The 22,647-nt window shown below is 70.5% G+C and carries 22 protein-coding genes; 11 read left to right on the forward strand and 11 right to left on the reverse strand.

All coding sequences use genetic code 11. The annotated features are described in order from the left end of the window. Positions 1-51 precede the first annotated feature (51 nt). The gene (locus ABFX45_RS14105) at positions 52-2,598 is read left to right on the forward strand and encodes an AfsR/SARP family transcriptional regulator (protein WP_346130181.1); all 2,547 of its coding nucleotides are present in this window, start codon (positions 52-54) and stop codon (positions 2,596-2,598) included. Here ABFX45_RS14105 and ABFX45_RS14110 read toward each other — a convergent pair. After that, positions 2,595-6,449, reverse strand: coding sequence for a CHAT domain-containing protein (locus ABFX45_RS14110; protein WP_109635645.1), 3,855 nt, complete (start codon positions 6,447-6,449; stop codon positions 2,595-2,597). The genes ABFX45_RS14105 and ABFX45_RS14110 overlap by 4 nt on opposite strands. 46 nt (positions 6,450-6,495) lie before the next feature. Between ABFX45_RS14110 and ABFX45_RS14115 the strand changes: the two genes are divergently transcribed. Together ABFX45_RS14115 and ABFX45_RS14120 are read left to right on the forward strand one after the other, a co-directional pair. After that, the gene (locus ABFX45_RS14115; RefSeq protein WP_109635647.1) at positions 6,496-6,921 is read left to right on the forward strand and encodes a hypothetical protein; all 426 of its coding nucleotides are present in this window, start codon (positions 6,496-6,498) and stop codon (positions 6,919-6,921) included. Beyond that, positions 6,918-7,775: a hypothetical protein gene (locus ABFX45_RS14120; protein WP_109635650.1), complete on the forward strand. Its 858-nt coding sequence runs from the start codon at positions 6,918-6,920 to the stop codon at positions 7,773-7,775. The genes ABFX45_RS14115 and ABFX45_RS14120 overlap by 4 nt, the downstream gene beginning before the upstream one ends. Positions 7,776-7,803: 28 nt before the next feature. Here the strand turns inward: ABFX45_RS14120 and ABFX45_RS14125 are convergent, their stop codons facing one another. The 4 genes from ABFX45_RS14125 to ABFX45_RS14140 are packed head-to-tail and all read right to left on the reverse strand — an operon-like array spanning position 7,804 to position 10,755. Beyond that, complete coding sequence (locus ABFX45_RS14125) at positions 7,804-8,835, reverse strand: ABC transporter ATP-binding protein (protein WP_346130184.1); 1,032 nt, start codon at positions 8,833-8,835, stop codon at positions 7,804-7,806. Beyond that, a complete protein-coding gene (modB, locus tag ABFX45_RS14130) occupies positions 8,832-9,617 on the reverse strand; it encodes a molybdate ABC transporter permease subunit (RefSeq protein WP_109635655.1) in 786 nt (261 codons plus the stop codon). The genes ABFX45_RS14125 and modB overlap by 4 nt, the downstream gene beginning before the upstream one ends. After that, positions 9,614-10,354 (reverse strand): molybdate ABC transporter substrate-binding protein, encoded by a 741-nt coding sequence (gene modA, locus ABFX45_RS14135; protein ID WP_109635658.1) that lies wholly within the window; start codon positions 10,352-10,354, stop codon positions 9,614-9,616. The genes modB and modA overlap by 4 nt, the downstream gene beginning before the upstream one ends. Further along, complete coding sequence (locus tag ABFX45_RS14140; RefSeq protein WP_109635661.1) at positions 10,351-10,755, reverse strand: TOBE domain-containing protein; 405 nt, start codon at positions 10,753-10,755, stop codon at positions 10,351-10,353. The genes modA and ABFX45_RS14140 overlap by 4 nt, the downstream gene beginning before the upstream one ends. 191 nt (positions 10,756-10,946) lie before the next feature. Here ABFX45_RS14140 and ABFX45_RS14145 point away from each other — a divergent pair, with 191 nt between their 5' ends. From ABFX45_RS14145 to ABFX45_RS14155, 3 genes are read left to right on the forward strand one after another with little or no spacing between them, the layout of a single operon-like run. Further along, positions 10,947-12,011 (forward strand): ABC transporter substrate-binding protein, encoded by a 1,065-nt coding sequence (locus ABFX45_RS14145; RefSeq protein ID WP_346130187.1) that lies wholly within the window; start codon positions 10,947-10,949, stop codon positions 12,009-12,011. A 44-nt stretch (positions 12,012-12,055) separates the two neighbouring features. Next, on the forward strand, positions 12,056-12,211 hold the full coding sequence (locus ABFX45_RS14150) for a hypothetical protein (protein ID WP_170154881.1): 156 nt from the start codon (positions 12,056-12,058) through the stop codon (positions 12,209-12,211). A 3-nt stretch (positions 12,212-12,214) separates the two neighbouring features. After that, positions 12,215-12,547, forward strand: coding sequence for an ArsR/SmtB family transcription factor (locus ABFX45_RS14155; protein WP_109635667.1), 333 nt, complete (start codon positions 12,215-12,217; stop codon positions 12,545-12,547). Between the two features lie 120 nt (positions 12,548-12,667). Here ABFX45_RS14155 and ABFX45_RS14160 read toward each other — a convergent pair whose 3' ends face one another. Further along, positions 12,668-13,633: an aldo/keto reductase gene (locus ABFX45_RS14160; protein WP_109635671.1), complete on the reverse strand. Its 966-nt coding sequence runs from the start codon at positions 13,631-13,633 to the stop codon at positions 12,668-12,670. A gap of 176 nt (positions 13,634-13,809) precedes the next feature. Here ABFX45_RS14160 and ABFX45_RS14165 point away from each other — a divergent pair, with 176 nt between their 5' ends. Beyond that, complete coding sequence (locus ABFX45_RS14165) at positions 13,810-14,814, forward strand: polyprenyl synthetase family protein (RefSeq protein ID WP_346130190.1); 1,005 nt, start codon at positions 13,810-13,812, stop codon at positions 14,812-14,814. Here ABFX45_RS14165 and ABFX45_RS14170 read toward each other — a convergent pair. The 3 genes from ABFX45_RS14170 to ABFX45_RS14180 form a co-directional block, all read right to left on the reverse strand. Continuing rightward, positions 14,720-15,571: an NAD-dependent epimerase/dehydratase family protein gene (locus ABFX45_RS14170; RefSeq protein ID WP_346130192.1), complete on the reverse strand. Its 852-nt coding sequence runs from the start codon at positions 15,569-15,571 to the stop codon at positions 14,720-14,722. The two genes, ABFX45_RS14165 and ABFX45_RS14170, sit on opposite strands and share 95 nt — an antisense overlap. 30 nt (positions 15,572-15,601) lie before the next feature. After that, complete coding sequence (locus ABFX45_RS46445) at positions 15,602-15,865, reverse strand: zinc-binding dehydrogenase (RefSeq protein WP_428834147.1); 264 nt, start codon at positions 15,863-15,865, stop codon at positions 15,602-15,604. 279 nt (positions 15,866-16,144) lie between these two features. After that, a complete protein-coding gene (locus ABFX45_RS14180) occupies positions 16,145-16,732 on the reverse strand; it encodes a TetR/AcrR family transcriptional regulator (RefSeq protein WP_346130195.1) in 588 nt (195 codons plus the stop codon). A 78-nt stretch (positions 16,733-16,810) separates the two neighbouring features. Here ABFX45_RS14180 and ABFX45_RS14185 point away from each other — a divergent pair, with 78 nt between their 5' ends. From ABFX45_RS14185 to ABFX45_RS14200, 4 genes are all read left to right on the forward strand, one after another. Further along, positions 16,811-17,668 carry an NAD(P)-dependent oxidoreductase gene (locus tag ABFX45_RS14185; protein ID WP_346130197.1) on the forward strand — a complete coding sequence of 286 codons (858 nt, stop codon included), beginning with the start codon at positions 16,811-16,813 and terminating at the stop codon, positions 17,666-17,668. A 99-nt stretch (positions 17,669-17,767) separates the two neighbouring features. Beyond that, a complete protein-coding gene (locus tag ABFX45_RS14190) occupies positions 17,768-18,658 on the forward strand; it encodes a glycoside hydrolase family 191 protein (protein ID WP_346130199.1) in 891 nt (296 codons plus the stop codon). A 61-nt stretch (positions 18,659-18,719) separates the two neighbouring features. After that, entirely contained in the window at positions 18,720-20,000 is a 1,281-nt protein-coding gene (locus ABFX45_RS14195) for a nucleotide sugar dehydrogenase (protein WP_346130201.1), read from the forward strand. After that, entirely contained in the window at positions 20,001-20,951 is a 951-nt protein-coding gene (locus tag ABFX45_RS14200; RefSeq protein WP_109635681.1) for an NAD-dependent epimerase/dehydratase family protein, read from the forward strand. It begins immediately after the preceding gene. 56 nt (positions 20,952-21,007) lie between these two features. On the opposite strand, the gene ABFX45_RS14205 is transcribed toward ABFX45_RS14200, so the two are convergent. Together ABFX45_RS14205 and ABFX45_RS14210 are read right to left on the reverse strand one after the other, a co-directional pair. Next, positions 21,008-21,907, reverse strand: a complete 900-nt coding sequence (locus tag ABFX45_RS14205) for an NAD-dependent epimerase/dehydratase family protein (protein WP_211337266.1) — start codon at positions 21,905-21,907, stop codon at positions 21,008-21,010. Positions 21,908-21,911: 4 nt separating this feature from the next. After that, positions 21,912-22,646, reverse strand: a complete 735-nt coding sequence (locus tag ABFX45_RS14210) for a nucleotidyltransferase family protein (protein WP_346130205.1) — start codon at positions 22,644-22,646, stop codon at positions 21,912-21,914. Position 22,647 lies beyond the last annotated feature (1 nt).

Genomic DNA, 22,647 nt, shown 5'->3' on the forward strand with positions numbered 1-22,647 from the left:
AACGCGCGTGGCATGTGTCCGGTATGCGTTCGGTAGTTACGATCGGGCGTTGTGGAGTTCCGGGTGCTCGGGCCGGTGGAGTGTTACGCCGACGACGGCGTGCGTCTGAGCCTTGGGCCGCCCAAGCAACGGGCCGTGCTCGCGCTGCTGCTCGCCCAGCCGGGGCGGGTGCTGTCGGTCGACCGGCTGATCAGCGTGCTGTGGGACGACGCGCCGCCCAAGACCGCGTTGAAGAACCTGCAGGTCTACGTCTACCAGCTGCGCAAGATCGTCGGCTCGCGGCTGCTGTCGCGGGCGCCCGGCTACCTGATGTCGATCGACCCGGCCGAGCTCGACCTCACCCGGTTCACCGAGCTGCTCGACGTCGCCCGCAGGGAACGCACGCCGCAACGATATCGAGAGGCGCTCGCGTTGTGGCGTGGTCCGGCGCTGGCCGATCTCGCCGCGTCCGGGCTGCTGCGCGGGGTCGTCGCCCAGCTGGAGGAGCTGCGGCTGGCCGCGCGGGTCGAGTGCGCGGAGGCCGAGCTGGACCTCGGGCGGCACGTGGAGATCGTCGCCGACCTGAACGAGTGGGTGCGCGAACACCCGTTGAACGAACGCCTGCGCGAACAGCAGATGTTCGCGCTGCACCGCGCGGGACGCCCGGCCGAGGCGCTGGCCGCGTACCAGGAGTGCCGCCGGGTGCTCATGGACGAGCTCGGCGTCGAGCCGGGGGAGTCGCTGCGGCGGCTGCAGGCGGAGATCCTGCGCGCGAAACCCGTTGGCGTGTCGGCGATCCGCCAGCTTCCGCCGGACGTGGTCACGTTCGCCGGCCGGTCGCGCGAGCTGAGTCTGATCAAGGGGCAGCCGCGGCAGGACCGGGTCGCGGTGTGCGTGATCACCGGGCAGGCGGGCATCGGAAAGTCGGCACTGGCCGTGCGGGCGGCGCACGAGATCGCCGACCGGTTCCCGGACGGCCAGCTCTACGCCGACCTCTCCGACGGCGCCTCCGACCGGATCCTGAGCCAGTTCCTGCGCGCGCTCGGCGAACGTCCCGGCGACGAGGAAGCCCTGCGCTACCGCTCTCTCACCGCGTCGCGCCGGTTGCTCGTGGTGCTGGACAACGTTGCCACCGCCTCCCAGGTCAAACGCCTGCTGCCGACTGGGCCGGGCTCGGCCGTGCTGATCACCTCACGCCGCCCGCTCACCTCCCTGCACGGTGCCTCGTACGTGAAACTCGGCGCTTTGCCGCTGGAGGAGGCCTTCCAGCTGCTGGAGGGTGTCGCCGGAAAGGTCGACGACGCGGCGGAACTCGTGCGCTGGTGCGGCGGACTGCCGCTCGCGCTGCGCATCGCGGGTGCTCGCCTCGTGGCCCGTCCACAGTGGACCGCACCGTTGCTCGCGGCACGGCTGGCCGACGAGGCGCGCCGCCTCGACGAGCTCAGGCTCGGTGACGTCGCGGTGCGCTCGGCGTTCGAGGTCAGCTACGCCGAGCTCGGATCCCCCGCCGTGGCAAGGGTATTCCGGCTGCTCGGCCTCCTCGACGGCCCGGACTTCGCCGTCGCGGCAGCACGGGCGCTGACCGATGTGCCGGACGTCGAGGAGCTGCTCGCCGAACTGGCCGACGCCCACCTCGTCGAGGAACCGGTACCCGGTCGCTTCGCCCTGCACGACCTGCTGCGGTTGTTCGCGCGGGAGCGGTGCCGCGGCTCGGAGTCGTCCGCAGAGCGGGCGCTGGCGCTGGAACGCCTGCACAAGCACTACCTGGAAGCCCTGGCGGACAACCCTGCGGACCTCTGGCTCGCCGAGGAGCGCGACAACCTGATCGCCGCCGCCCACCAGGCTTCCCCCGCCGACGCGATCGCGTTCGCGGCCGGGTTGTCCTGGTACTTCCGCCGCCGCTCAGAGGTGGCGGACTGGGCCGAGCTCAACACGCTCGCCCTGGAAGCCGCGCGGTCTCTGGGCGACACGCGTGCGGAAGCCCTGGCGTTGAAGGAACTCGGCGCTGCCTGCGAGCGCGGCTTCAAGTTCGCCGAGGCTCAGCAGCACTGGACCGCGGCCCTCTCCCTGGCCCGCTCGCTGGGCGACCGGCAGCTCGAAGCCGTGACGCTCAACAACCTCGGCATCGTGCACTGGCGCCGGCGCGACCTGCCCGCCGCGGTCACCTCGCTGGAAGCGTCGCTGACGTTGCGCGAGGAGCTCGCCGACTCGCAGGGCGCGGCTTACGTGCGCACCAATCTGGGGCTGGTGCACGCGGCTTTGGGTGATCTGCCCGCCGCGCTGGGGTGTTACGAGGAGACTCTCCGGACTTTCCGCGCCTGTGGCGACAGGTCCGGCGAGCTGCACGCGTTGGCGAACATGGCCGACGCGCACCGGCAGATGGGTTCGCTGGACCGGGCTCTGGAGTTGTCCGCGGAAGCGTTGCAGCTGGCGCGTTCGGTGGGGGACAGGCAGATCGAGGCCGGGGTGTTGCTGGATCGCGGCATCGTGCACGAGCTCGCCGGGCGGGTCGCCGAGGCCAAGGCGTCCTACGGCGAGGCTGTGGCGCTGTCGCGGCGGATCGGGTTCCGGTGGGGTGAGTCGGAAGCGGCACGCAGGCTCGGCGCGCTCGGCTCCTAACGTCCGACGTGGATGTGGCAGGCCCACAGACTCGGATTGCGCGGGTTGTCCGCCGCGAGCCGCAAAGTGGTGGTGCGCAACACTTCCGCCGCCCTGGCCGGGTCGACACCGCGCTCGGTGCGCATCAGCCCGTAGCAGCCGGTCGCCACGGCGAGTGCCGTTTCGTCGTCCACCGGCCACAGCGTCGCGACCACCTGAGGGAAGCCGGCCAGCTGGAACGCGGCCGCGAGATGGGTGGCCTCGTCGGCCAGCCGGGCGGTGCCCAGCGACGTGGCGCACGCCGACAGGTAGGCGAGGCGGCCCGACGGCACCGGCACGTGCGCGATGTCCAGCAGCGTCAACGGTTCCAGGTGGTGATCGTGCAGCAGCAACCGGGGCGGGGCCTGGTCCGTCGCGGGTGCGCTGTGGCAGGCGAAGTGCGCGACCTCGCACGAGCCGAGCGCCGCGGTGACACGGGCTTTGGTCGCGTCCTCGCCGATCAGCTCGACGGGGGACAACGGCCGCAGCAGGTCAACCTCGGCGGCCACCCCCGGCAACGGCGGCGCACCAGGCGTTTCGGGCATGGCGACGAGTAGCAGCGAACTCGCCTCACCACCGCGCTCGGGCCCGCGCAATGCCGCGAGCGTCGGGCTGTAGGACGAGCACACCTCGGTCAGTGCGGCCGCGTGGACCGGCAACGCGGCGAGCGGGCCCGCCGGAATCCACCACACGCGCTCACCGCAGTGTTCCAGCACGGGCGTGGTGATCGTGCTCTTCAACCACGCCAGGCACGCACTGATCTCGTCCTCCCGCCGCTCCTGTTCGGCGAGAGGCAGATCGGGATCCTCCAGGGCGTCGAGTGCGGCGCGCAACGCATCCGCCTGCTGCCGCACCGAACGCGGAGTCAGCTCCGGCAACGGCAGCGGGTCGACCGAACCGGGCCGCACGATCAGCGCACAACCGCCGTGGTCGCTCACCGCCAGCAGCACCACCTCCCCGTCGACGCCGGGATGCGGCCGGTCGGTGAGCGGTTCGGCGGGAAACTCCGCGAACCCGTCCAGCGCCCGGATCTCCGCGAGCGTGTCCTGCCAGCGCGAGCCGAGGGCGCGCAGACGTTCCGCAGGCCCGCCGGGGTCGCCGGTGAGGAGCCGTCGCCACGCGTACGGGAAGCGGGGATCGGGCCGTGCCGCGCCGGTCTCCCTGCCCAGTTCGGCGCGCAGCAGTCGGTAGCGCTCGGCGAGTTCCGGAGCGGCGATCTCCAGGTCGTCCAGGGAGTTCCTGCCCAGCTGCGACCACAGCACGCCGCGTGCTCTCTCGAACAACTGCACCGCGAGCACCGGATCACCGGCGCGCACGGCGGCGACGGCGGCGTCCGACGGCAGGTCGGCGGCGGCGGCCAGCCGGAACTCCTGGTCCGCGCGGGCGAGCGTGCGCGGCGCCAGCGCGGAGAGCAGGCCGACCGCGAGCGCGAAGCCGTCGGCCGCCTCCTGCCACTGACCGAGCGTCGCCGCGGCGGCCCCGCTGATGCGGGCGGCCGCGAGCCGGCCGGGCACCGGCACCGTCTCGTTCCCGGCGATGGCGCGGGCGAGCTGCATCGACGAGACCAGCGCATCCGTGTCCCCGTCGAGTTTTCCGCGTTCGTAGCGGAGGGAGGCGAGCTCCAGCGAACCCTCCGGGTGCAGCGACTCCGCCTCCCTGGCGAGTGCCGTGTCCCGGCGCAGCAGGAACAGTTCGGTGAGCAGACCTGCCAGCGCGGCGTCGTTGCCGGAGTCGCGCGACCGCAACGCGGGTGACCGGCGCAGCGCGATCGCCCGTTCCAGCCGCACGGCACGGTCCTCTCCGACCGGGGTGGCGAGCACCCGCGCGAGGCTGAGCTCCGTGCTCACCCGAGAGTCTTCTGTGGGCTCGGCGACGGCCTGCTCCGCCAGCCACAGCGCCTCCGTCATCGGCGGCTGCGCGGCGGTGCGGGCCGCGAGCATCGCCAGCCGCTCCGCGAGTGCCGCTCTCGCCTCGGCGATCAGCGGATGGCCCCGCGGCAGGTCGGCCTCGACCGTCCTGGACAGCTCGATCGCCGCGTCGAGATCGCTCAACGTGTCCTGGGCGCGATAGCGCGACGTGAGCATGGTCGCGAGGTTGCCGCGGATCTCGTGCACCCGCATCCACTGGTGGCCGTGTTCCGCCGCGCCCGCGAGCGCGGCCCGGCTGAGTTCGATCGCCTCGTCCAGATCGGTCGAAGGACCGCCGCCGCGGTACCGGGTGGCGAGAGCGGCGGCGAGGTTCACGAGCGCGATGTGCCGGTTGATGTGGCCCGGTGGCAACTTCGCGGCCTCGCGCAGCAAGGCGATGCCCTCGTCGAGGCCGGGTGATCTCGCGCCGTGCGCGATCAGCAGCACCTGCCCGAGCACGCCCGCGGCCTCCAGCGCGGCCTCGCTGCCGGCGGCAGCCGCGCTCTCGGCCCGACGGGCGACGGTCTCGGCCTCGACCAGATCGCGGGGGACGCGCGTCTCGTCGTAGCGGTCCGCGAGCAGGCTTGCCAGCATGATCGTCCCGGTGCCCGGCCGCTTGCGCTCGTGGCGGGCGAGCGACCGCAACACGGTGATCGCCTCGTCGCGATCGGCGGTGCCCGCGAGGTGCTGGTACCGGGCGATCAGCGTGGACGCCAGCACGAACAGGCAGTGGGAACGGGCGCTGTGCCAACGAGGGCAGCGCCGCACCGCCGCGCGCGCGAGGTCGATGGACCGGTCGACGAAAACGGCCCTGCGGCGGTTGTGGAACCGGTCGCGGTAGACCACGGCCAACTCGGCGAACAGGCGCGCGCGTGCCCCCGGCTTCCACCAAGGTGTCCGCTCCATGTCCTCCGCGATCGCGGCGATGGTCATCTCGACGAAGTTCACGGTGGCGGACCGCACGGGCTCGCCGACGCCGTCGATGTCGTGGTCGACCACGTTCGCCGTGCCGCCGGGCCCGGCATCGGCCAGTACGAGCAGGTCCCTGAGCTCACGTCCGCCAGTGCGGCTCATCAGCGCCTTGCGGGCGAGTGCCAGAGCCAGATGGGAGTAGTGCAGCGTGCCCTCCTCGGTGGCGACGCTGATGAGGATGTGGAGGTAGTCGGCCAGTTGCTCTGCCCGGTCCTCTACCGACGGCCCGGCCGAGGACTCCACGTGCGACCTCTGGATGCTGAGCTCCAGCAGCGACTCCGCTTCGTCGAGCGCGTCGATGTCACCGGTGACGGCGAACAGCATCGCGAGCGCGATTCCGAGCTCGCGCAGCAACTCGTCGATCATCTCCTCGCCGGGCCTCGCCGCCGCGACCGCTTCCCGGCGCAGCTGGACCAGGTACGGGACCAGCGGGCCGTTCGAGGTCGCGCCGACCAGCGCCTGCACCATGCGCGCGAGCGAGTCCAGCGCGAACGGCCTGAGCTCGCCGTCGGGCCGGGTCCAGAGCATGCCGAGGTTCACCATGCTCGTCAGGACGACGAGGCGGGAGATGTCCTCTTCGGACCTGTCACAGCTCAGCTGCCGGTACAGCCGTTCGGCGCCGATGACGAGCTTGCCGGGGTGGTAGAGCGCCTCCGGTGCGGCGGGCTCGACGTCATCGGGTAGCTCGACCTGCCGGACGAAGGCGAGTTCAGGTGGTTCGGCGTCGGGAAACCCGTGCAGCAGCGTGACCGCCACGATGAGGTCGTCGGGCAGGAACGGCTGCATCGCGGCGACATGCCGGGCCCAGGCGAGGCGTCCCGCGGCCAGTGCGGCCTCGGGTTGCTCGCCGTGCAGCACGAGCAGGCGGTCGTAGATCTCCTGCGCCTCGGGAGCGAACAGGTCGTCCTGTGCCGACAACCGGCCGGCGGCGGCGATCAGATCCGGTAGGTCCACCGATCTTGCTCCTCGGCGTTGTCGAAGGCATTCTCAGCCTACGGTCGTGCGCCGCGACGTGGAGGGCTCAACGGTGAACACACCCGAACGCAGTATCGGCCCGCTGCTCGCCGCGTTGTGCGTGCGGCTGCCCGAAGCGGACAGCCCGCTGACCCGTGATCCGGAGCTGCAAGCGAAGGTGCGGGACATCATCGGCGCTGTGCGCAAGGGTGGTGATGATCTCGACCGGCTGTTCGAGGAGCTCGACGCCGCGATGCGACGGGCCGGATTTCCACGCGGCCTGGAACCGGCGAGGGTTCGCGTGACAGGGTCGTACCGGCCACTGTCCGCTCTGGACGTGCACGCCGTCCACATGGTGCTGCGCTGCCCCGGCGACTGCCCGCGCATCGAGCGCAGCACGCCGCAGACGCGCCTCGAACCACCGATCTGTCAGGTGCACGACCGCCGGATGCGAGTGGAGCGGCGGCGATGACCGGCGTGCTGACCACGCTCGGTGCCAAGGCGGCCGAACGGTGGATCGCCCTGCTGGCGTTGCCCGGCGCGTTGTTCCTCGCCTTCGTCGCCGCCACCTGGCTGATGCGCGACGGGCGGCTGTTCGACGTCTCGCCGGTGGTGGCGGAGCTGTCGCGGCCCCACCGCCCAGCCGCCTCGCTCGTGCTGCTGGCCGCGGCGGTGCTCGTCGGCGCGGCCGGGGCGGGTTTCGTCGCGCAGGGCCTGGGCGCGCTCGTGCAGCGGCTGTGGTTCGCGACCCGGCTCGGACCGCCGGGCTGGGCGCTGACGGCGTTGCGCCGGTGGTGGTGGAAGCGGGCCGACGACGCCTACGGGGACGAGCTGGTCGCGTCGAACCCCGACATGCGGAAACTCAACCTGTTGCTCGCCAGGCGTGATCGCATCTGCCCGGTCCAGCCAGATCGTCCACTGTGGATGGCCGACCGGTTGCGGGCGGTCGGCGAACGCGTGCACGGGACGTACGGCCTCGACCTCGGCTCGCTCTGGCCCCGGCTCTGGCTGGTCGTCCCGGACGGTGTCCGCACAGAGCTCTCGTCGGCACGGGCACGTCTGACCGACGACGCCCGCTTGTGCGCGTGGGGGTTGATGTATCTGGTGCCTGCGCTGTGGTGGTGGCCGTCAGCGGTGATCGCGGTGGGGACCTGTGTTGTGGCGTGGCGACGCGGCAGGGCGTCCTGCGACACGTTGTCCGATCTGATCGAGTCGGCCGTCGACCTGCACGCCGGTGCCGTCGTCGAGCACCTCGGCATCAACGCTCCTGAAGGCCTGACGCGCGCCGTCGGTGATCAGGTCACCGAACGCCTCCGCAAGGACTAGCGGGCACTTCGCGGCGCTTTCGTGTGAACTAACGCGGATAGGTGTGGATCTCCGTCGCCTTCAGCGAAACCCACAGCGCGTCGCCGGGCTGCAGCCGCAGCTCGGCGACCGTCGCTGTCGTGATGTCGGCGAGCACGGCGGGGGAGCCGTCGAGGTCGACGCGGGTCGTGTGGGCGTGCTGTTCGATGCCGGAAACGACGGCCTGCCACGTGTTGCGCGGGCTGCCCGCGGGTTTCGCGGGGTACAGGCTGACCGCGGACGGCGGGAACACCACGTGCACGGGGCCATCCGCCGGCTCGGCGATGGTGAGGGTGCCGCCGCCGTCGAGCAGAACCTCGGTGCCGCGGGCGACACCCCGGTAGAAGTTCAGGCCGACGAGGTGGGCGACGTAGTCGGTCCGCGGCTGCCGGACGACGTCACGCGGCGAGCCCTCCTGCACGACCCGGCCGTGCTCCAGGATGACGAGCCGGTCGGCGAGCACCATCGCGTCCAGCGGGTCGTGGGTGACCAGCAGCGTGTGGCCGGGGTAGTCCTGGAGGTGCCTGCCCAGTTCGGATCGCACGCGCAGCCGGGTGCTCGCGTCCAGTGCCGCCAGGGGTTCGTCGAGCAGCAGCAGTTCCGGTGACGTCGCCAGGGCGCGGGCGAGGGCGACGCGCTGGGCCTGGCCGCCGGACAACCGGCGGGGCCTGGCGTGGGCGAAGTCCGCCAGGCCGACCTGGTCCAGCCAGCGCAGCGCGACGGCGTTGGCCTCGGCCTTGCGGATGCCGCGGGCGCGCAGGCCGAACGCGACGTTGTCGAGCGCGCTCATGTGCGCGAACAGCAGGTAGTCCTGGAACACCACGCCGATGGGCCGTTTCTCGGCGGGCAGACCGTCCCAAGTGGACCCGTTGTGCCGGATGCGGCTCGTGCTGGCCAGCAGTCCGGCGAGGGCGCGCAGGGCGGTGGTCTTGCCCGCGCCGTTGGGGCCGAGCAACGCCACGACCTCGCCCGGTTCGATCGTGAGGTCGAGGTCGAGGGTGAAGCCCGCCCGTTCGACGCGGAGCTCTGCCTGCAGCGTCATGACGGCCCGCTGATCCACTTGTCGCGCAGCCCCGCGAGCACCGCGACGGAGACCAGGAGCAGCACGATGCTGAGCACGATCGCGGCGTCCGGGTCGGTCTCCAGCGCCAGGTACACGGCGAGGGGCATGGTCGTCGTCCTGCCGGGGAAGTTGCCGGCGAACGTGATCGTCGCGCCGAACTCGCCGAGCGCACGCGCCCAGCACAGCACGGTTCCCGCGATGACGCCGGGCATGACGCCGGGCAGGGTCACGCGGCGGAACGTCAGCCAGCGCGAGGCGCCGAGCGTCGCCGCTGCCTCCTCGTAACGCGGATCCGCGGCGCGCAGCGCACCTTCGACCGAGATGACCAGGAACGGCATCGCCACGAACGCCTCGGCGAGCACGACGCCCGCCGTGGTGAACGGCAGTGAGATCCCGAACCACTGGTCGAGGTACTGGCCGACCACTCCGCGCCGGCCGAGCACCAGCAGCAGCGCCACACCACCCACCACCGGCGGCAGGACCAGGGGCACGGTGACCAGCGCCCGGAGCACACCTCGTCCCGGCAGGTCGCTGCGCGCGAGCAACCACGCCAGCGGCACGCCGAGGACGAGGCACACGACCGTGGCGAGCGAAGCGCAGATCAACGAGAGCCGCAGCGCCTGCCCGACCTCCTGGCTGAAGAGCTGGGCCGGCAGCGTCGCCCAGGGTGCCTTGATCAGCAGTCCCGCCAGCGGCACGAGCAGGAACACCAGCCCGATCACCGCGGGCAGGACGAGGACGACCGGCAGCCTGGACCTCACGGCGCGCTGAAACCCGCCTCGATGAGCACCTCGCGACCGCGGCCGGACAGCACGAAGTCGACGAAAGCCTTGGCAGTAGGAGCATTCGGAGCCTTCGCCAGCGGTGCGACGGGGTAGTCGTTGACCGCTTTGGCCGCCTCCGCGAAGTCCTCGCCCTCGACCTTGCCGCCCGCCGCCCTCACGTCCGTGCGGTAGACGAGCGCCGCGTCGACCTCACCCAGCGACACCTTGGTCAGCACGGCCTTCACGTCCTGCTCCAGCGTGTCCGGCGCGGCCTTCACGCCGGCCGCCTCGAACACCTTCTTCGCCGTCGCCCCGCACGGCACCTGCTCCGCGCACAGCGCGATCTTCAGGTCCGCCTTGGCGAAGTCGGCGAGTCCGGTGACCCTGCCCGGATTTCCCCTGGGCACGGCGATCTGCAGCGTGTTCCTCGCGAACGTCGCCGGCGTCGCCGTGACCGCCCCGGTGTCCGTCACCTGCTTCATGTTGGCCGGAGCCGCGGCCGCGAACACGTCCGCCGGCGCGCCCTGGTTGATCTGCTGCGCCAGCGCCGAGCTGCCCGCGAAGCTGAAGCGCACCTTCGAACCGGGGTGCGCGGCCTCGAACTCCGTCCCCAGCTTCGTGAACGACTCGCTGAGCGACGCCGCCGCGAACACCGTGATGTCCCCACCGGTGCTCGTCGCCGCCGGGGAACCGCAGCCCGCCAGCAGCAGCGTCAGCACGAGAACGCGCTTCAACTCGAGGCCTCCGGGATCTCGACGACGACGTGCGTGGACTTGATCGAGGCCACGGCGACGCTGCCCACTTCGAGGCCGAGCTCGTCCGCGGACTCACGGCTCATCAACGACGTGATGCGGAACGGCCCGGCCTGCATGTCGACCTGGGCCATCACGCCGTCCTTGATGACGCGCGTGACGATGCCCTTCATCCGGTTGCGTGCCGATGCCGCGACCGTCGTGCCCGGCTCCGCCACCTCGGTCAGGTGCTGGGCGAACTCGGCGAGTTCTGTCCCGCTGACACCCTTGCGCCCGTTGTCGAGCACAACGGACCGCAGGCGGCCCTGGTCTATCCACCGGCGCAGGGTGTCGTCACTGACCCCGAGCAACGCGGCGGCCTCACTGATCCGCAGATTCGGCACGAACGGGAGCTTATATCCGCGTCTGCGGAACTCTCAACCGTGCGGATCGTAGGTGTCGAGGGAACCCGACTTATCGGTGGCATCTCAGCTGGCGACCATCGGCGGCCATGCACTCAAGGACCTTGGTCGCCGTCTTCCTTCTGGTCACCGGATGTGCCGCCGGGCCGCAGAAAGGCCCAGGCGGAGAACCCGTGAAGATCGGGTATCTCAACAACGCGTCCGGCGCCTTCGCGGTGCCGGAGCTGCAGATCGGTGCCGAGGTCGCCGTTGCCCACCTCAACCGCAACGGCGGCGTGCGCAACCGTCCCTTCGAGCTCGTCACCTGTCCCACGGACGGCACGCCGGAGCAGTCGCACCAGTGCGCGGAGAAGTTCGCCGGCGAGAAGGTCGCGGTCGTCGTGCAAGGTGTGGACACGGGTGCCGACGCCGCGATGCCCGTGCTGAGCGCGGCTGCCATCCCGTTGGTGGGGCACGTGCAGTTCACGCCAGGTCTGATGAACCACAAGAACGCCTTCTTCTTCGGTGCCGCGGCAGTCGCGTACGGCACGGCAGCGCTCAAGTACTACGCCGACCAGGAGGTGAAGACAGTCGCGTGGCTGCTGCCCGAGTCTCCGGCCACGCACGCCTTCACCGACACCGTGCTCGTCCCGGCCGCCAAGAGGTTCGGGCTCAGCTACCGCTCCGTCTACTACCCGGCCGGCAGCCCGGACTGGGCCGGCCTCGCGCGGGCCGTGAAGACCGCGGAGGCGTCGGGCAGCATCGCCGCCACCGAGGAGCAGTGCACCCACATCGTCAGGGCGTTGCGGGAAGCCGGTTACGCCGGGCGGATCCTCGCGGCGTCGTGCACCGGCCTGCCGGAGTCCGTCGGGAACCAGTCGATCGGGGTCGAGCTGTCGTCCGACTTCTGGCACCCCACCGATCCGCTGTCCGCGCCGCCCGCCAACCAGGTGGAGATCGAGGAGTACCGCACGGCGATGAAGGCCGCCGGGCACGACGAACCCGTTGCGGGCGCGGTGATGTCGTTCGCGGACATCATGACGCTCGCGCGAGTGCTGTCCACTTCGGACGGTACGCCGGAACAGGCCCTGCGGGCAGTGAAGAACCTCGACAGCTTCCTCGGCCCGCAGATCACCTGCGACCACACCTGGTTCGGCAACTCCGCGTGCAGCACCGCCGTCCTGTTCTACCGGTTCCAGCCGAACGGGGCCCTCAAGGCCCAGGTCCCCGACTTCATCGAGGTCGCCAAGCTCGGGTAGCCTGCCGAATTGAAGACTTCTTCAATTCGACAGGTCGTGATGCCGTGAACGAGTTCAGGGACAACCTCCTCGCCCGCATCGAGCAGGCCGAGGAAGCCGTGCGGCAGGCGGTCGAACAGCAGGACGCCTACGCCGAGGAAGTGCACAGCGCCGACCTCGCCAACCTCAGGCGCCTGGCCGCCGAGCACGGGGTGGGCTGACCGGTGCCGGTCCCGCTGTACCAGGCGAAGGCCGAGTTCTTCCGGATGCTCGGGCACCCGGTGCGCATCCGGGTGCTGGAGCTGCTCCAGGACGGGCCGAAAGCGGTGCGCGAGCTGCTCGCCGAGATCGAGGTCGAGCCGTCCAGCCTCTCCGCGCAGCTCGCCGTGCTGCGAAGATCGGGGATCGTCACCGCGACCCGCGAGGGTTCGACCGTGGTGTACGCCCTCGCGGGTGCCGACGTGGCCGATCTGCTCCGAGCCGCGAGGCGCATCCTGACCGAGCTGCTGGTGGGGCGGAACGAGCTGCTGGTCCAGCTCCGCGAGGAACCCGCGTGAGCTTCCTGCCGACGACCCGGACCGGGAGCTCCGTAGCGAACGTGATCACACCGATGTTCGCCACCACACCCGAAGCCATCGACCACGCGCGCCACCAACTGCGCCGGGCCGGAGTGTTGCCTACGCGTGCCCGGCGATGCGGTGCGGCTCGTACGCCGACTCGAGAAGCCGCACCTCGTCGTCGGTCAGCTCGAACTCCAGCGCCGCCACCGCGTCGTCCAGGTGGTGCGGCTTCGTCACACCGACGATCGGTGCGGTGATCACCGGGTTGCGCAGCAGCCACGCCAGCGCGACCTGGGCCCGTGACACACCACGCGCGGCGGCGACGGACGCCACCTGCTCGACGATCGCGCGGTCCGACTCGACGTACAAGGTGGACCCGAACTCGTCGGTCTCGGTGCGGGCGGTCGTGGCGTCCCAGTCGCGGGTCAGGCGGCCGCGGGCGAGCGGGCTCCACGGGATCACGGCGATGCCCTGGTCCGCGCACAACGGCAGCATCTCGCGTTCCTCCTCGCGATAAAGGAGGTTGTAGTGGTTCTGCATCGACACGAAGCGCGTCCAGCCGTTCTGCCGTTGCGTGAACAACGCCTTGGCGAACTGCCACGCGTACATGGACGAGGCACCGATGTAGCGCGCCTTGCCGGACTTCACCACGTCGTGCAGCGCTTCGAGCGTCTCCTCCAGCGGAACGGACGCGTCGAAGCGGTGGATCTGGTACAGGTCGACGTAATCCGTGCCGAGCCGCTGCAGCGACGCGTCGATCTCGGCGAAGATCGCCTTGCGGGACAACCCCGCGCCGTTCACGCCGGGGCGCATGCGGCCGTGCACCTTCGTCGCGAGCACGATCTCCTCGCGGCGGGCGAAGTCCTTCAACGCACGCCCGGTGATCTCCTCCGACGAACCGGCCGAATAGACGTTGGCGGTGTCGAAGAAGTTGATCCCGGCTTCGATCGCGGCCTTGATGAACGGCCGGGACTCCTCCTCCGGCATCGACCACGGATGGTTGCCCAGCGATGGATCTCCGTAGCTCATCATGCCGAGGCAGATCTCAGACACGTCCATGCCGGCGAGCTTGGTGTAACGCACGGTCAGCCCTTCAGGAAAACGACGGTCACGGTCGGGTGATGGTGGCAACAACCCGTTCAACATCAACGTAGTCGCGCTCGCCGGATCGTGCCTCTCTTCAACACGACAGTGGCAATCACGCCTCCACACCTGACCTGCGGGTTTAGCGTCTCCTCCCGAGGTCCGAGAGGAGGCGCATGACGAGCATCGACGTGGTGGCGCCGCCGCGGGCCGTGCTGGCCTGGAGCCGCGCGATGATCGACGCGCCGCTCAAGGCCGCGTTCGCCGCACTGCCCGACGAGACCCGCGAGGTCGTCGAGTACCACCGGTCGGACTTCTCGACGGCCGCACTCGCGCTGCTCGCCGCCGACGCCGTCGGCGACGCCATCCCGGCGATCCGCGTCGCCACCGCCGTCGAACTCGCCCACCAGCACGAACAGCTGCACGCGGACCTGATGACCCGTGCACTCAGCCGCGGCCACCAGCCGAGCGCGTGGGTGGAGTTCGGCGACGACCGTGCCGTCTCGGCCGCGGACGCCCTGATCTCCCTCGCCTTCGCGCAGCTCACCAGGCCCGAAGTGATGATCCTCAACGCCGCGCTGCTGTCCGTTGTGGACGGTTACGTCCAGGAAGCCGAGATGGACGAACGGGACGACGTCGACATAGCCGAGTACCTGGGCGTCGCGGCGGCGAAGCACTCGGCGCTGACGGCCTGCGCGTGCGAGCTCGGTGCCCTCGCCGCGGGCGCCGTCAGGAGTCAGGCCGTCCACCTCAGGGAGTTCGGCGACGACGTCGGCCTCGCGCGCAAGCACGTGGACGACGTGCTGGCCATCTGGGGCGGCGCCCCCGTCAGCGGCCGGCCGCTCTACGACGACCTCGCGCACCGCCGCCGCACGCTGCCCGTGGTCGCCGCGATCAACGCCGGCACCGACGTCTACGCGACCGATGCGGAACCCCGCGAGCTGGCTCTTCGCGTCGAGCGGGCGGGCGGTAGGAAGTGGTGCGAGCAGCAGGCGGAACTGCTGCTCGCCCGCGCCCTCAACCACCTGCGTCAGGCCGGGCCGAGGGCGCGGGCGGCGGAAGACCTGTCCGGCCTCGCCAGGGAGATCACGACCGCCAGGTGTGCACCGGCTCGAACCCCAGCACCCGCCGTGCCTTCTCAATCGACAGCAGCGTCTCGTGAGGACCGAACTCCCTTTTGAGCGGCACGCCCGGATAGACCTTCGCCACCAGCTCGTCGTTCGGCGTCGTCATGCACGTGTCGGCGTTGGCGATGATGAAGACGTCAAAGCCCGTGGCGTCGTGGGCCAACGCCTTGCGCACGGCCTGAGCACCGTCCCGTGCGTCGATGTACGACCAGAGGTTCCACTTGCGCGCAAGCGGGTCGGCGTCGAACGGGAAGCGCTCGTAGTCGTGCGGCTCCATGACGTTCGAGAACCGCAGCCCGATGATCTTCATCTCCGGCTCCCACCGGCAGAACTGCTGGGCGAGCGTCTCGTCCACGAGCTTGCCCAGCGAGTACGACGTCTCAGGCCGCCCCGCGTACTCCTCGTCGATCGGGATGTACGGCGGGGGAGTGTCGAACGGCAGCCCCAGCACCGTCTCGCTGGACGCCCACACGACGTTGCGCACACCGGCCAGCCGTGCCGCGGCGAACACGTTGTATGTGCTGGTCACGTTGTTGTGGAAGGTACGCGCGTTGGGTGCGACACCCGGTCCGGGGATCGCCGCCAGGTGCACCACGGCGTCCAGACCGGCGTACCTGTCGTCGATGCCGCTGATCGCCTCCACGACCTGGCCGTAGTCGGTCAGGTCGACGCGCGTGAAGTCACACCCCTGATCAGCCGGGGGAGCGACCTGGTCGAGGTTGTGGACCTCCCAGCCGTGCTCCAGCAGGTCGGCCACGACGGCACGCCCGAGCTTCCCGCTGCCTCCGGTCACCGCGACACGTTGAGTCATGAGTCAGATGTTGCCACTCGATGACAGCGCTCACGGGCGCAGGACGAGCTTCCCCCGTGCGTGACCGGACGCGCTCAGCTCCTGTGCCCGGCCGGCGTCGACCAGCGGCAGGCTCTCCGCGACGCGCACGACGAGCTTGCCGTCCGCGGCGAGGCGGGCGTACTCGGCGAGCTCGGCACCGAACGGACGACTGCCGGCGGAGAACGTGACGCCCAGCTCGGCGGCGCGGGGATCGGCGATCGTGATGATCCGATCGGTGGACGTCGCGCAGTTCGATCGACACCTCCAGGTCACCCGCCCCGGCGGCGTCGAACACGGCGTCGACGCCCTGCGGTGCTGTCGCACGGACGCGGTCGGCGAGGCCGCCACCGTAGGCGACGGGGATCGCGCCGAGAGGGCGCAGGTGGTCGTGGTTGCCGGGGGAGGCGGTACCGATGACCGTGGCGCCGCGGGCCACCGCGAGCTGAACGCCGACGACACCCACGACCCCTGCGGCCCCGTGCACCAGCAGCGTCTCGCCCTCTCCGATCCCGAGGTCGTCGAGGACGCGGACCACGTCGCCATGACGGCGCGCTACCGGGGCCGGTACGCCTCGACGAGCACCGCGAGATGCCGGCCGGCGATCTCCAGCGGCGCGCTGCTCCGGGAGACCTGCGCCGACAGTTCGGCCCCTTCGAGCAGGTTGATCACGCTGTGCGCGAGGTCGTGCGCGACGTCGGCGGCGAAGCCCGAACGTTCGAGCTTGGCGCGGACCAGCGCGCGCCAGTTCTCGTAGGCGTTCTCGGCGGCCTGCTGGATCTCGGGTTCCCTGCCCGCGCTCTCCAGCGCCGCGGTGGTGACGGGGCAGCCGTCCAGCCAGTCCGACTCGCGCAGGCCTTCGGCGAGCTCACGGGTGCAGGCGACCAGCGCCGCTGCCGGGTCCTCCTCCCGCTCGAACGCCTCGCGCAGGAACTCGGCGAACTCCCGTTCGCCGTGGCCGATGGCCTCGACCGCGAGCTCTCGCTTGCCGCCGGGGAAGAAGTGGTACACCGAGCCCAGCGTGGCCTCCGCCTCCTGGGAGATCTGCTTGAGGCCCGTCGCCTCGTACCCCTGCCGCTGGATCAGGCGTGAGGTCGCCCGGACGATCCGCTCCCTGGTGCCGATCTCGTGCTGGGTCCGCATGACGGCCAGAGTACTGGATAGAGCGTTCGTTCTAGAGCTGCTACGGTCTAATTAGAACGTTCTTTCTAGAGGGGTCTCATGAAGTCTGTGACTGTGATCGGGATGGGGCCGATGGGGCAGGCCATGGCCGGCGCCTATCTCGACAAGGGGTACGAGGTGACCGTCTGGAACCGCACGCCGGCCAGGGCGGACGAGCTGGTGGTGCGGGGTGCGGCCAGGGCGGGATCGGTCGAGGCGGCGCTCATCGCCTCGGACCTGGTGGTGCTGAGCCTGATCGACCACGACGCGGTGGACGCCGTCCTGGCGCAGGCGCCGGAGACCGCGCTGGCCGGACGGGTGTTCGTCAACCTCACCTCCGACACCCCGGACAGGATGCGCGCGACGGCCGCGTGGCTGGCTGAGCGCGGGGCCGTCCAGCTCGCGGGTGGTGTGCAGGTGCCACCGCCCGGCATCGGTACGCCGGAGGCGATGACGTACTACAGCGGGCCCGAGGAGGTGATCGAGTCGCGCCGGGCGGACCTCGAGGTGCTGACCGGGGTCCACTACCTCGGTGCGGACCAGGGGCTGGCGCCGCTGTACTACCAGATCGGGATCGACATGTTCTGGACGGCGCTGGCCGGCTACCTGCACGGCCAGGCGGTCGCGGAGGCCAACGGGATCTCGGCGGACGAGTTCCTGCCGCACGCGGTGAGGACCCTGGACCTCCGCTACTTCCTGGAGTTCTACGCGCCGCGCATCACGGCGGGCCACCACGAGGGGGACGTCGACCGGATCTCCATGGGCGTCGCGAGCGTCGAGCACGTGGTGCGCACCGCGGAGGCGGCCGGTGTGGACGGCTCACTGCCCGCGGCGGTGCTGGAGCTCTTCCGCCGGGGAGTCGCGGCCGGCCACGGGCAGCGCAGCCTCACGAGCCTCGTCGAGGTGTTGAAAGCGTGATTCCGGTGCCTTTTCGAGATATTCCTGGCGGGTTGTAAATCACGGGAAATCGTCCAGGTGGCGCATTGATGGTTTGGTTCCGATCGGTACCGTGAACGTGTGGGAGGCCGCCGTTTCCGAGTGCTCGTCATCGTTTTGGTGACGATGCTGACCTCGGTTTCGAGCGCCTGCGCCGACGATTCTCCGCTGCCGGGCGGCTTTGTGTACCAGTTGCAGGGCTATCCCGGCGGGCGACTGGACGAGCTGGCGGCCGCGCCGTTTCGCACCGCCGTGGTGGATCTGGCGCGCGACGCCGGCTCGTCCTATTTCCGGGCTGACGAGATCGGCCGGCTCAAGGTGTCCGGAAAGCGGGTGCTCGCCTACTTCGAGATCGGCTCGATCGAGGAGTTCCGGCCCGACTACGCGGCGATCCGCGCCGAGCGGCTGCTGCTCAACGAGTGGCCGAGCTGGCCGGGCGAGCACTTCGTCCGATATTGGGAACCCGGCTGGTGGGAGCTCGCGGTGCGGCCGCGGCTGGACCGTGCGCTCGCAGCCGGCTTCGACGGCGTCTACCTCGACACACCGCTCGCGTACGAGGAGATCGACCTCGCGCTCCTGCCGGGAACCGACCGGGTGGCACTGGCGGGGCGGATGACGGACCTGATCGTGCGGATCAGCGCTCACGTCAAGCGGCTGAACCCGGCCTTCGGTGTTTACCCGCAGAATTCGCCGGAGCTGCGCGAGTACCCCGGCTACCTCGGCGCGATTGACGGCATCGGGATGGAGGAGCTTTTCTTCCGTGCCACCGACGAGCCGTGCACCGCGGACTTCTGCGCCGCGAACCTCGCCCAGACGAGGAAGCTGAAGGAAGCCGGGAAGACCGTTTTGGCGGTTGACTACGCGACGCGTGCGGAGAACGTCGCCGAAGCGTGCCGGCGTTATCGCGAAGAAGGATTCGAAGGATATGTGACGGTGCGGGCGCTCGACACGGTCGCGGCTCCCTGCCGGTGAATGGCGTGCGAACACGAGGGAGGAGCCGGTCGTGACAGGCGAGGAAACGAAATTCCGCCAAGTGGGCATCATCGGAATGGGGTACGTCGGCCTCACGCTCGCCGCGGCGATGGCCCGCCGCGGCTACGAGGTGCACGGCGTCGACACCCAGCCGGCGTTGCTGGAGTCGCTCTCCAACGGGCGGCCGCACATCTTCGAACCCGGTGTCGAGGACGTGTTCCAGGAGTGGGTCGGCAGACGCATCTTCCTGTCGCACGACCTGCCGGACTCCGGGGTGGACGCGGCGATCATCTGCGTGTCCACGCCCGTCGGCGAGTCTGGCCGCGAGCCCTACCTGCTCAACCTCGCCGCGGCGGCCGAGCACATCGGCAAGCGGTGCGCACCGGGCACGCTGGTGGTCGTGCGCAGCACCGTGCCGGTCGGGGCGACGAGGTCGGTGGTGCTGCCCAAGCTGGCCGAGGCGTGGGGATCGGCCCGGCTGGTGATGGCACCCGAGCGCACGATCCAGGGACAGGCGCTGCGGGAGCTGGTCGAACTGCCGCAGGTCGTCGGCGGTCTCGACGACGAGAGCCTGCGGCTGGGGCTGGAGCTCTTCGGTGGGCTCTCCGCACAGCTCGTGCCGGTCTCGACGCTGGAGACCGCCGAGCTGGTGAAGCTCGTCAACAACTGCCACACCGACGTCATCTACTCGTTCGGCAACGAGGTCGCGCGGCTGACCGAACGGCTCGGGCTCGACCCGCTCGAGGTGATCAGGGCGACCAACGCCGACTACCCGCGTCCCGACATCTGCAAGCCCGGCTACGTCGGCGGCAGCTGCCTGTCGAAGGACCCGTACCTGCTGTTGTCCGCGGCCGAGCAGGCGGGCTACGTGCCGAGGTTGATCAAGTCGGCTCGCGGCGTGAACGAGGACCTGCCCGTGCACGTCGCGGAACGGGTGATCGAGATGATGGGCGAGCCGGAGGGCAAGCGGTTGCTCGTGCTCGGCTGGGCCTACAAGGGCTGGCCGCCCACCGACGACATGCGCGGCACGCCGATCGCGTCGATGATGCCGGGGTTCACCGAGGCGGGTGTGCAGGTGCTCGGCCACGACCCGCTCGTGGACGGCGACGTGATCAGGCGCTACGGCGGCACACCGGTGGACGTCGAGGCCGGGTTCGCGAGCGCCGACGCCGTGCTGGTGATCACCGATCACCCCGAGTACCGGCGGCTCGACGTCGGCCGGTTGCTGCCGGGATCGGGAGTGCGGCTCGTCTACGACTCGTGGCGGGTGCTCAGCGAACGCGATGTGACCGGGCACGGCATCCGGTACGCCGCCCTCGGCTACGAGCCGGAGGTGGCGTGAATGAAGAACCTCGTGCTGGGTGGCGCCGGGTTCATCGGCCTCCACCTCACCAGGAGACTCCTCGCCGACGGCCACGAGGTGACGGTCGTCGACGACTTCTCGCGCGGCCGCCGCGATCCCGAGCTCGAAGCGCTGGACGTGCCGGTGATCTCCGCCGACCTCACCGACCCCGCGTCGTTCGCCGCGCTGCCACGCGACTGCGACGACGTGTACCTGCTCGCCGCGGTGGTGGGCGTGCGCAACGTGGAACGCGACCCCGCACGCGTCGTCCGGATCAACACGCTCGCCGTGCTCAACACCCTGGACTGGATCACGCCGCGGCAGCGGCTGTTCTTCGCCTCCACCAGCGAGACCTACGCGGGCGGCGTCGGCACCGGGCTCGTGCCGGTGCCCACCCCGGAGACCGTGCCGCTCGTGGTCGAGGACGTCACCGCGCCCCGGTTCGCTTACGGCGTCAGCAAAATGCTGGGCGAGGCGGCGGTGATCCACACGGGCAGGGCCAAGGGCGTGCCGGTCGTCGTCGGGCGCTTCCACAACGTGTACGGACCGCGCATGGGCGCCGACCACGTCATCCCGGAACTGTGCTTGCGCGCGTTGCGCCGCGAGGACCCGTTCACGGTCTACGGCACCGACCAGTTCCGGGCGTTCTGCCACGTGGACGACGCCGTCGAGGCGGTGGTGGGGCTGATGCGCACCGAGAAGGCCGCGCACCAGATCGTCCACATCGGAGACGACACGGCCGAGACGAACATCGGCGAGCTGGCCGAGCTGGTGCTCAAGATCGCGGGCCATGCTCCCTCCGTGCACCGCGCCGCCGCACCGCCGGGATCGGTCGCCCGCCGCTGCCCGGACCTCACGTTGCTGCGCGGCCTGACCGGCTACCGCCCGCGCGTCGCCCTCGACGAGGGCGTCCGCCGGACCTTCGACTGGTACCGCGCCGACCAGTTCTGAGCCCAGCGCGGAAAGCACGTCCGGGACGAGCCCGGACGTGCTTCTCCCGTTGTGCGTCACGAGTGCTGCCACAGCGAACGGACCGAGTCGGCCAGGTCGTGGTGCGGTGACCAGCCCAGTGCCCGGTGGGCGCGGCTCGTGTCCGCGGCGATCCACGTGACGGCGCCCGACCGCGACTGAACCGGAGCGGTCTCGCGCACTCTGCCCCGGAACCCCGCCACCTCGGCCAGCATCGCCACCACCTGCCGCACCGCCACGGCCTGCCCGCTCCCGACGTTGAGCACCGGCTCGCCCAGCCCCGGTGCCAGCGCGGCGTCGGCGATCGCCGACGCCACGTCGGTGACGTCGACGAAGTCGCGGTAGGAACCGAGCGGGCCGAGCGTGATGTCGTCCCCCTCCCGCATCGCCGCCCGTATCGCCTCCGCCGCTCGGCCGAGCACGGTGCCGGCAGGCAGGTCGGGGCCGATCGGGTTGAAGATCCGCAACGCCACCGCGTCCAGCCGTCCCGCCGCGACCGCGTCCCGCACCAGCAACGTGCTCGCGAGCTTCGTGATCCCGTACGCGGACACCGGGTTCGCCGCCGCGTCCTCCGCGACCGCGCTGCCCTCCCGGACGCGTCCGTACTCGGCGGCCGACCCGAGCACGACGAGCCGGGCACGCGGCACCGCCTGCGGGATCGCGTCGAGCAGCGCCGCGGTCGGTGTCACGTTGGCGGTGACCAGCTCACTCGTCGTACCGTCGAGCAACCCGGTGCAGTTGACGACGACGTCCGGCCTGACCGACCGCAACAGGCCGACGAGCTCACCGCTGCTACTTCGCACCAGGTCGTGGCGCACCCAGCCGTCCTCGCCCGGCACCGTTCTGGTGACCCGGACGACCCGCGCGCCACGCGCGTGGAGTTCTTCGCCCGCCGCGCGGCCGAGGTAGCCGGACGCGCCGAACAGCAGCACTGTCACGACGTCACGTCCATCGCGTGTGGCGAACGGATCCGGGCAGCAGCGCCGGCCGCAGCTGCTCGAAGTTCCGGTTGGCCTCGTCGTAGTCGTCGGGCCGGCCGATGTCGAGCCAGTAGCCGCCGAACTCGTAGGCTGCCGGTTCCTCGCCGCGCGCCAGCAGGTCGAGCACGAGCTCGTCCAGTCCGAACGGGACGTTGCGCGGGTACGGGGTGAGCGTCTTGCGGGTCATCGCGTACACACCCATGCTCACGCCGTAGGACAGCTCGGGCTTCTCGACGAAGCTGACGATGCGTCCCTCCTCAGTGGACAGCGTGCCGAAGTCGATCTTCACCTTCCGTTGGTAGGTAGCGACTGTCAGCGGAGCACCGCACGTGATGTGGTGGCCCAGCAGTGCCTCGTAGTCGAGGTCGGTGAGCACATCGCCGTTCATCACGAGGAAGTGCTCCGGCAGGAGGTCGACGATGTTGAGCAACGGCCCGATGGTGGACAGCGGCATCTTCTCCTCCGCGTAGTCCACTCTGATGTTCCATCGCGACCCGTCGCCGACGAACGCGCGGATCAGCGAACCGAGGTGGCCGATCGCGAGCGTCACGCGGTCGAAGTGCCGCCTGCCGAGCTGCTGCAGGATGATGTCGAGAATCGCGTATTCCTCGCCGATCGGCACGAGCGGCTTCGGCAAAGCCGTGGTGTACGGCCGAAGCCGCACTCCTCTGCCTCCGGCGAGTATCACCGCATGCATG

This window comes from Lentzea roselyniae, assembly GCF_039537795.1.
Lineage (GTDB): Bacteria > Actinomycetota > Actinomycetes > Mycobacteriales > Pseudonocardiaceae > Lentzea > Lentzea atacamensis.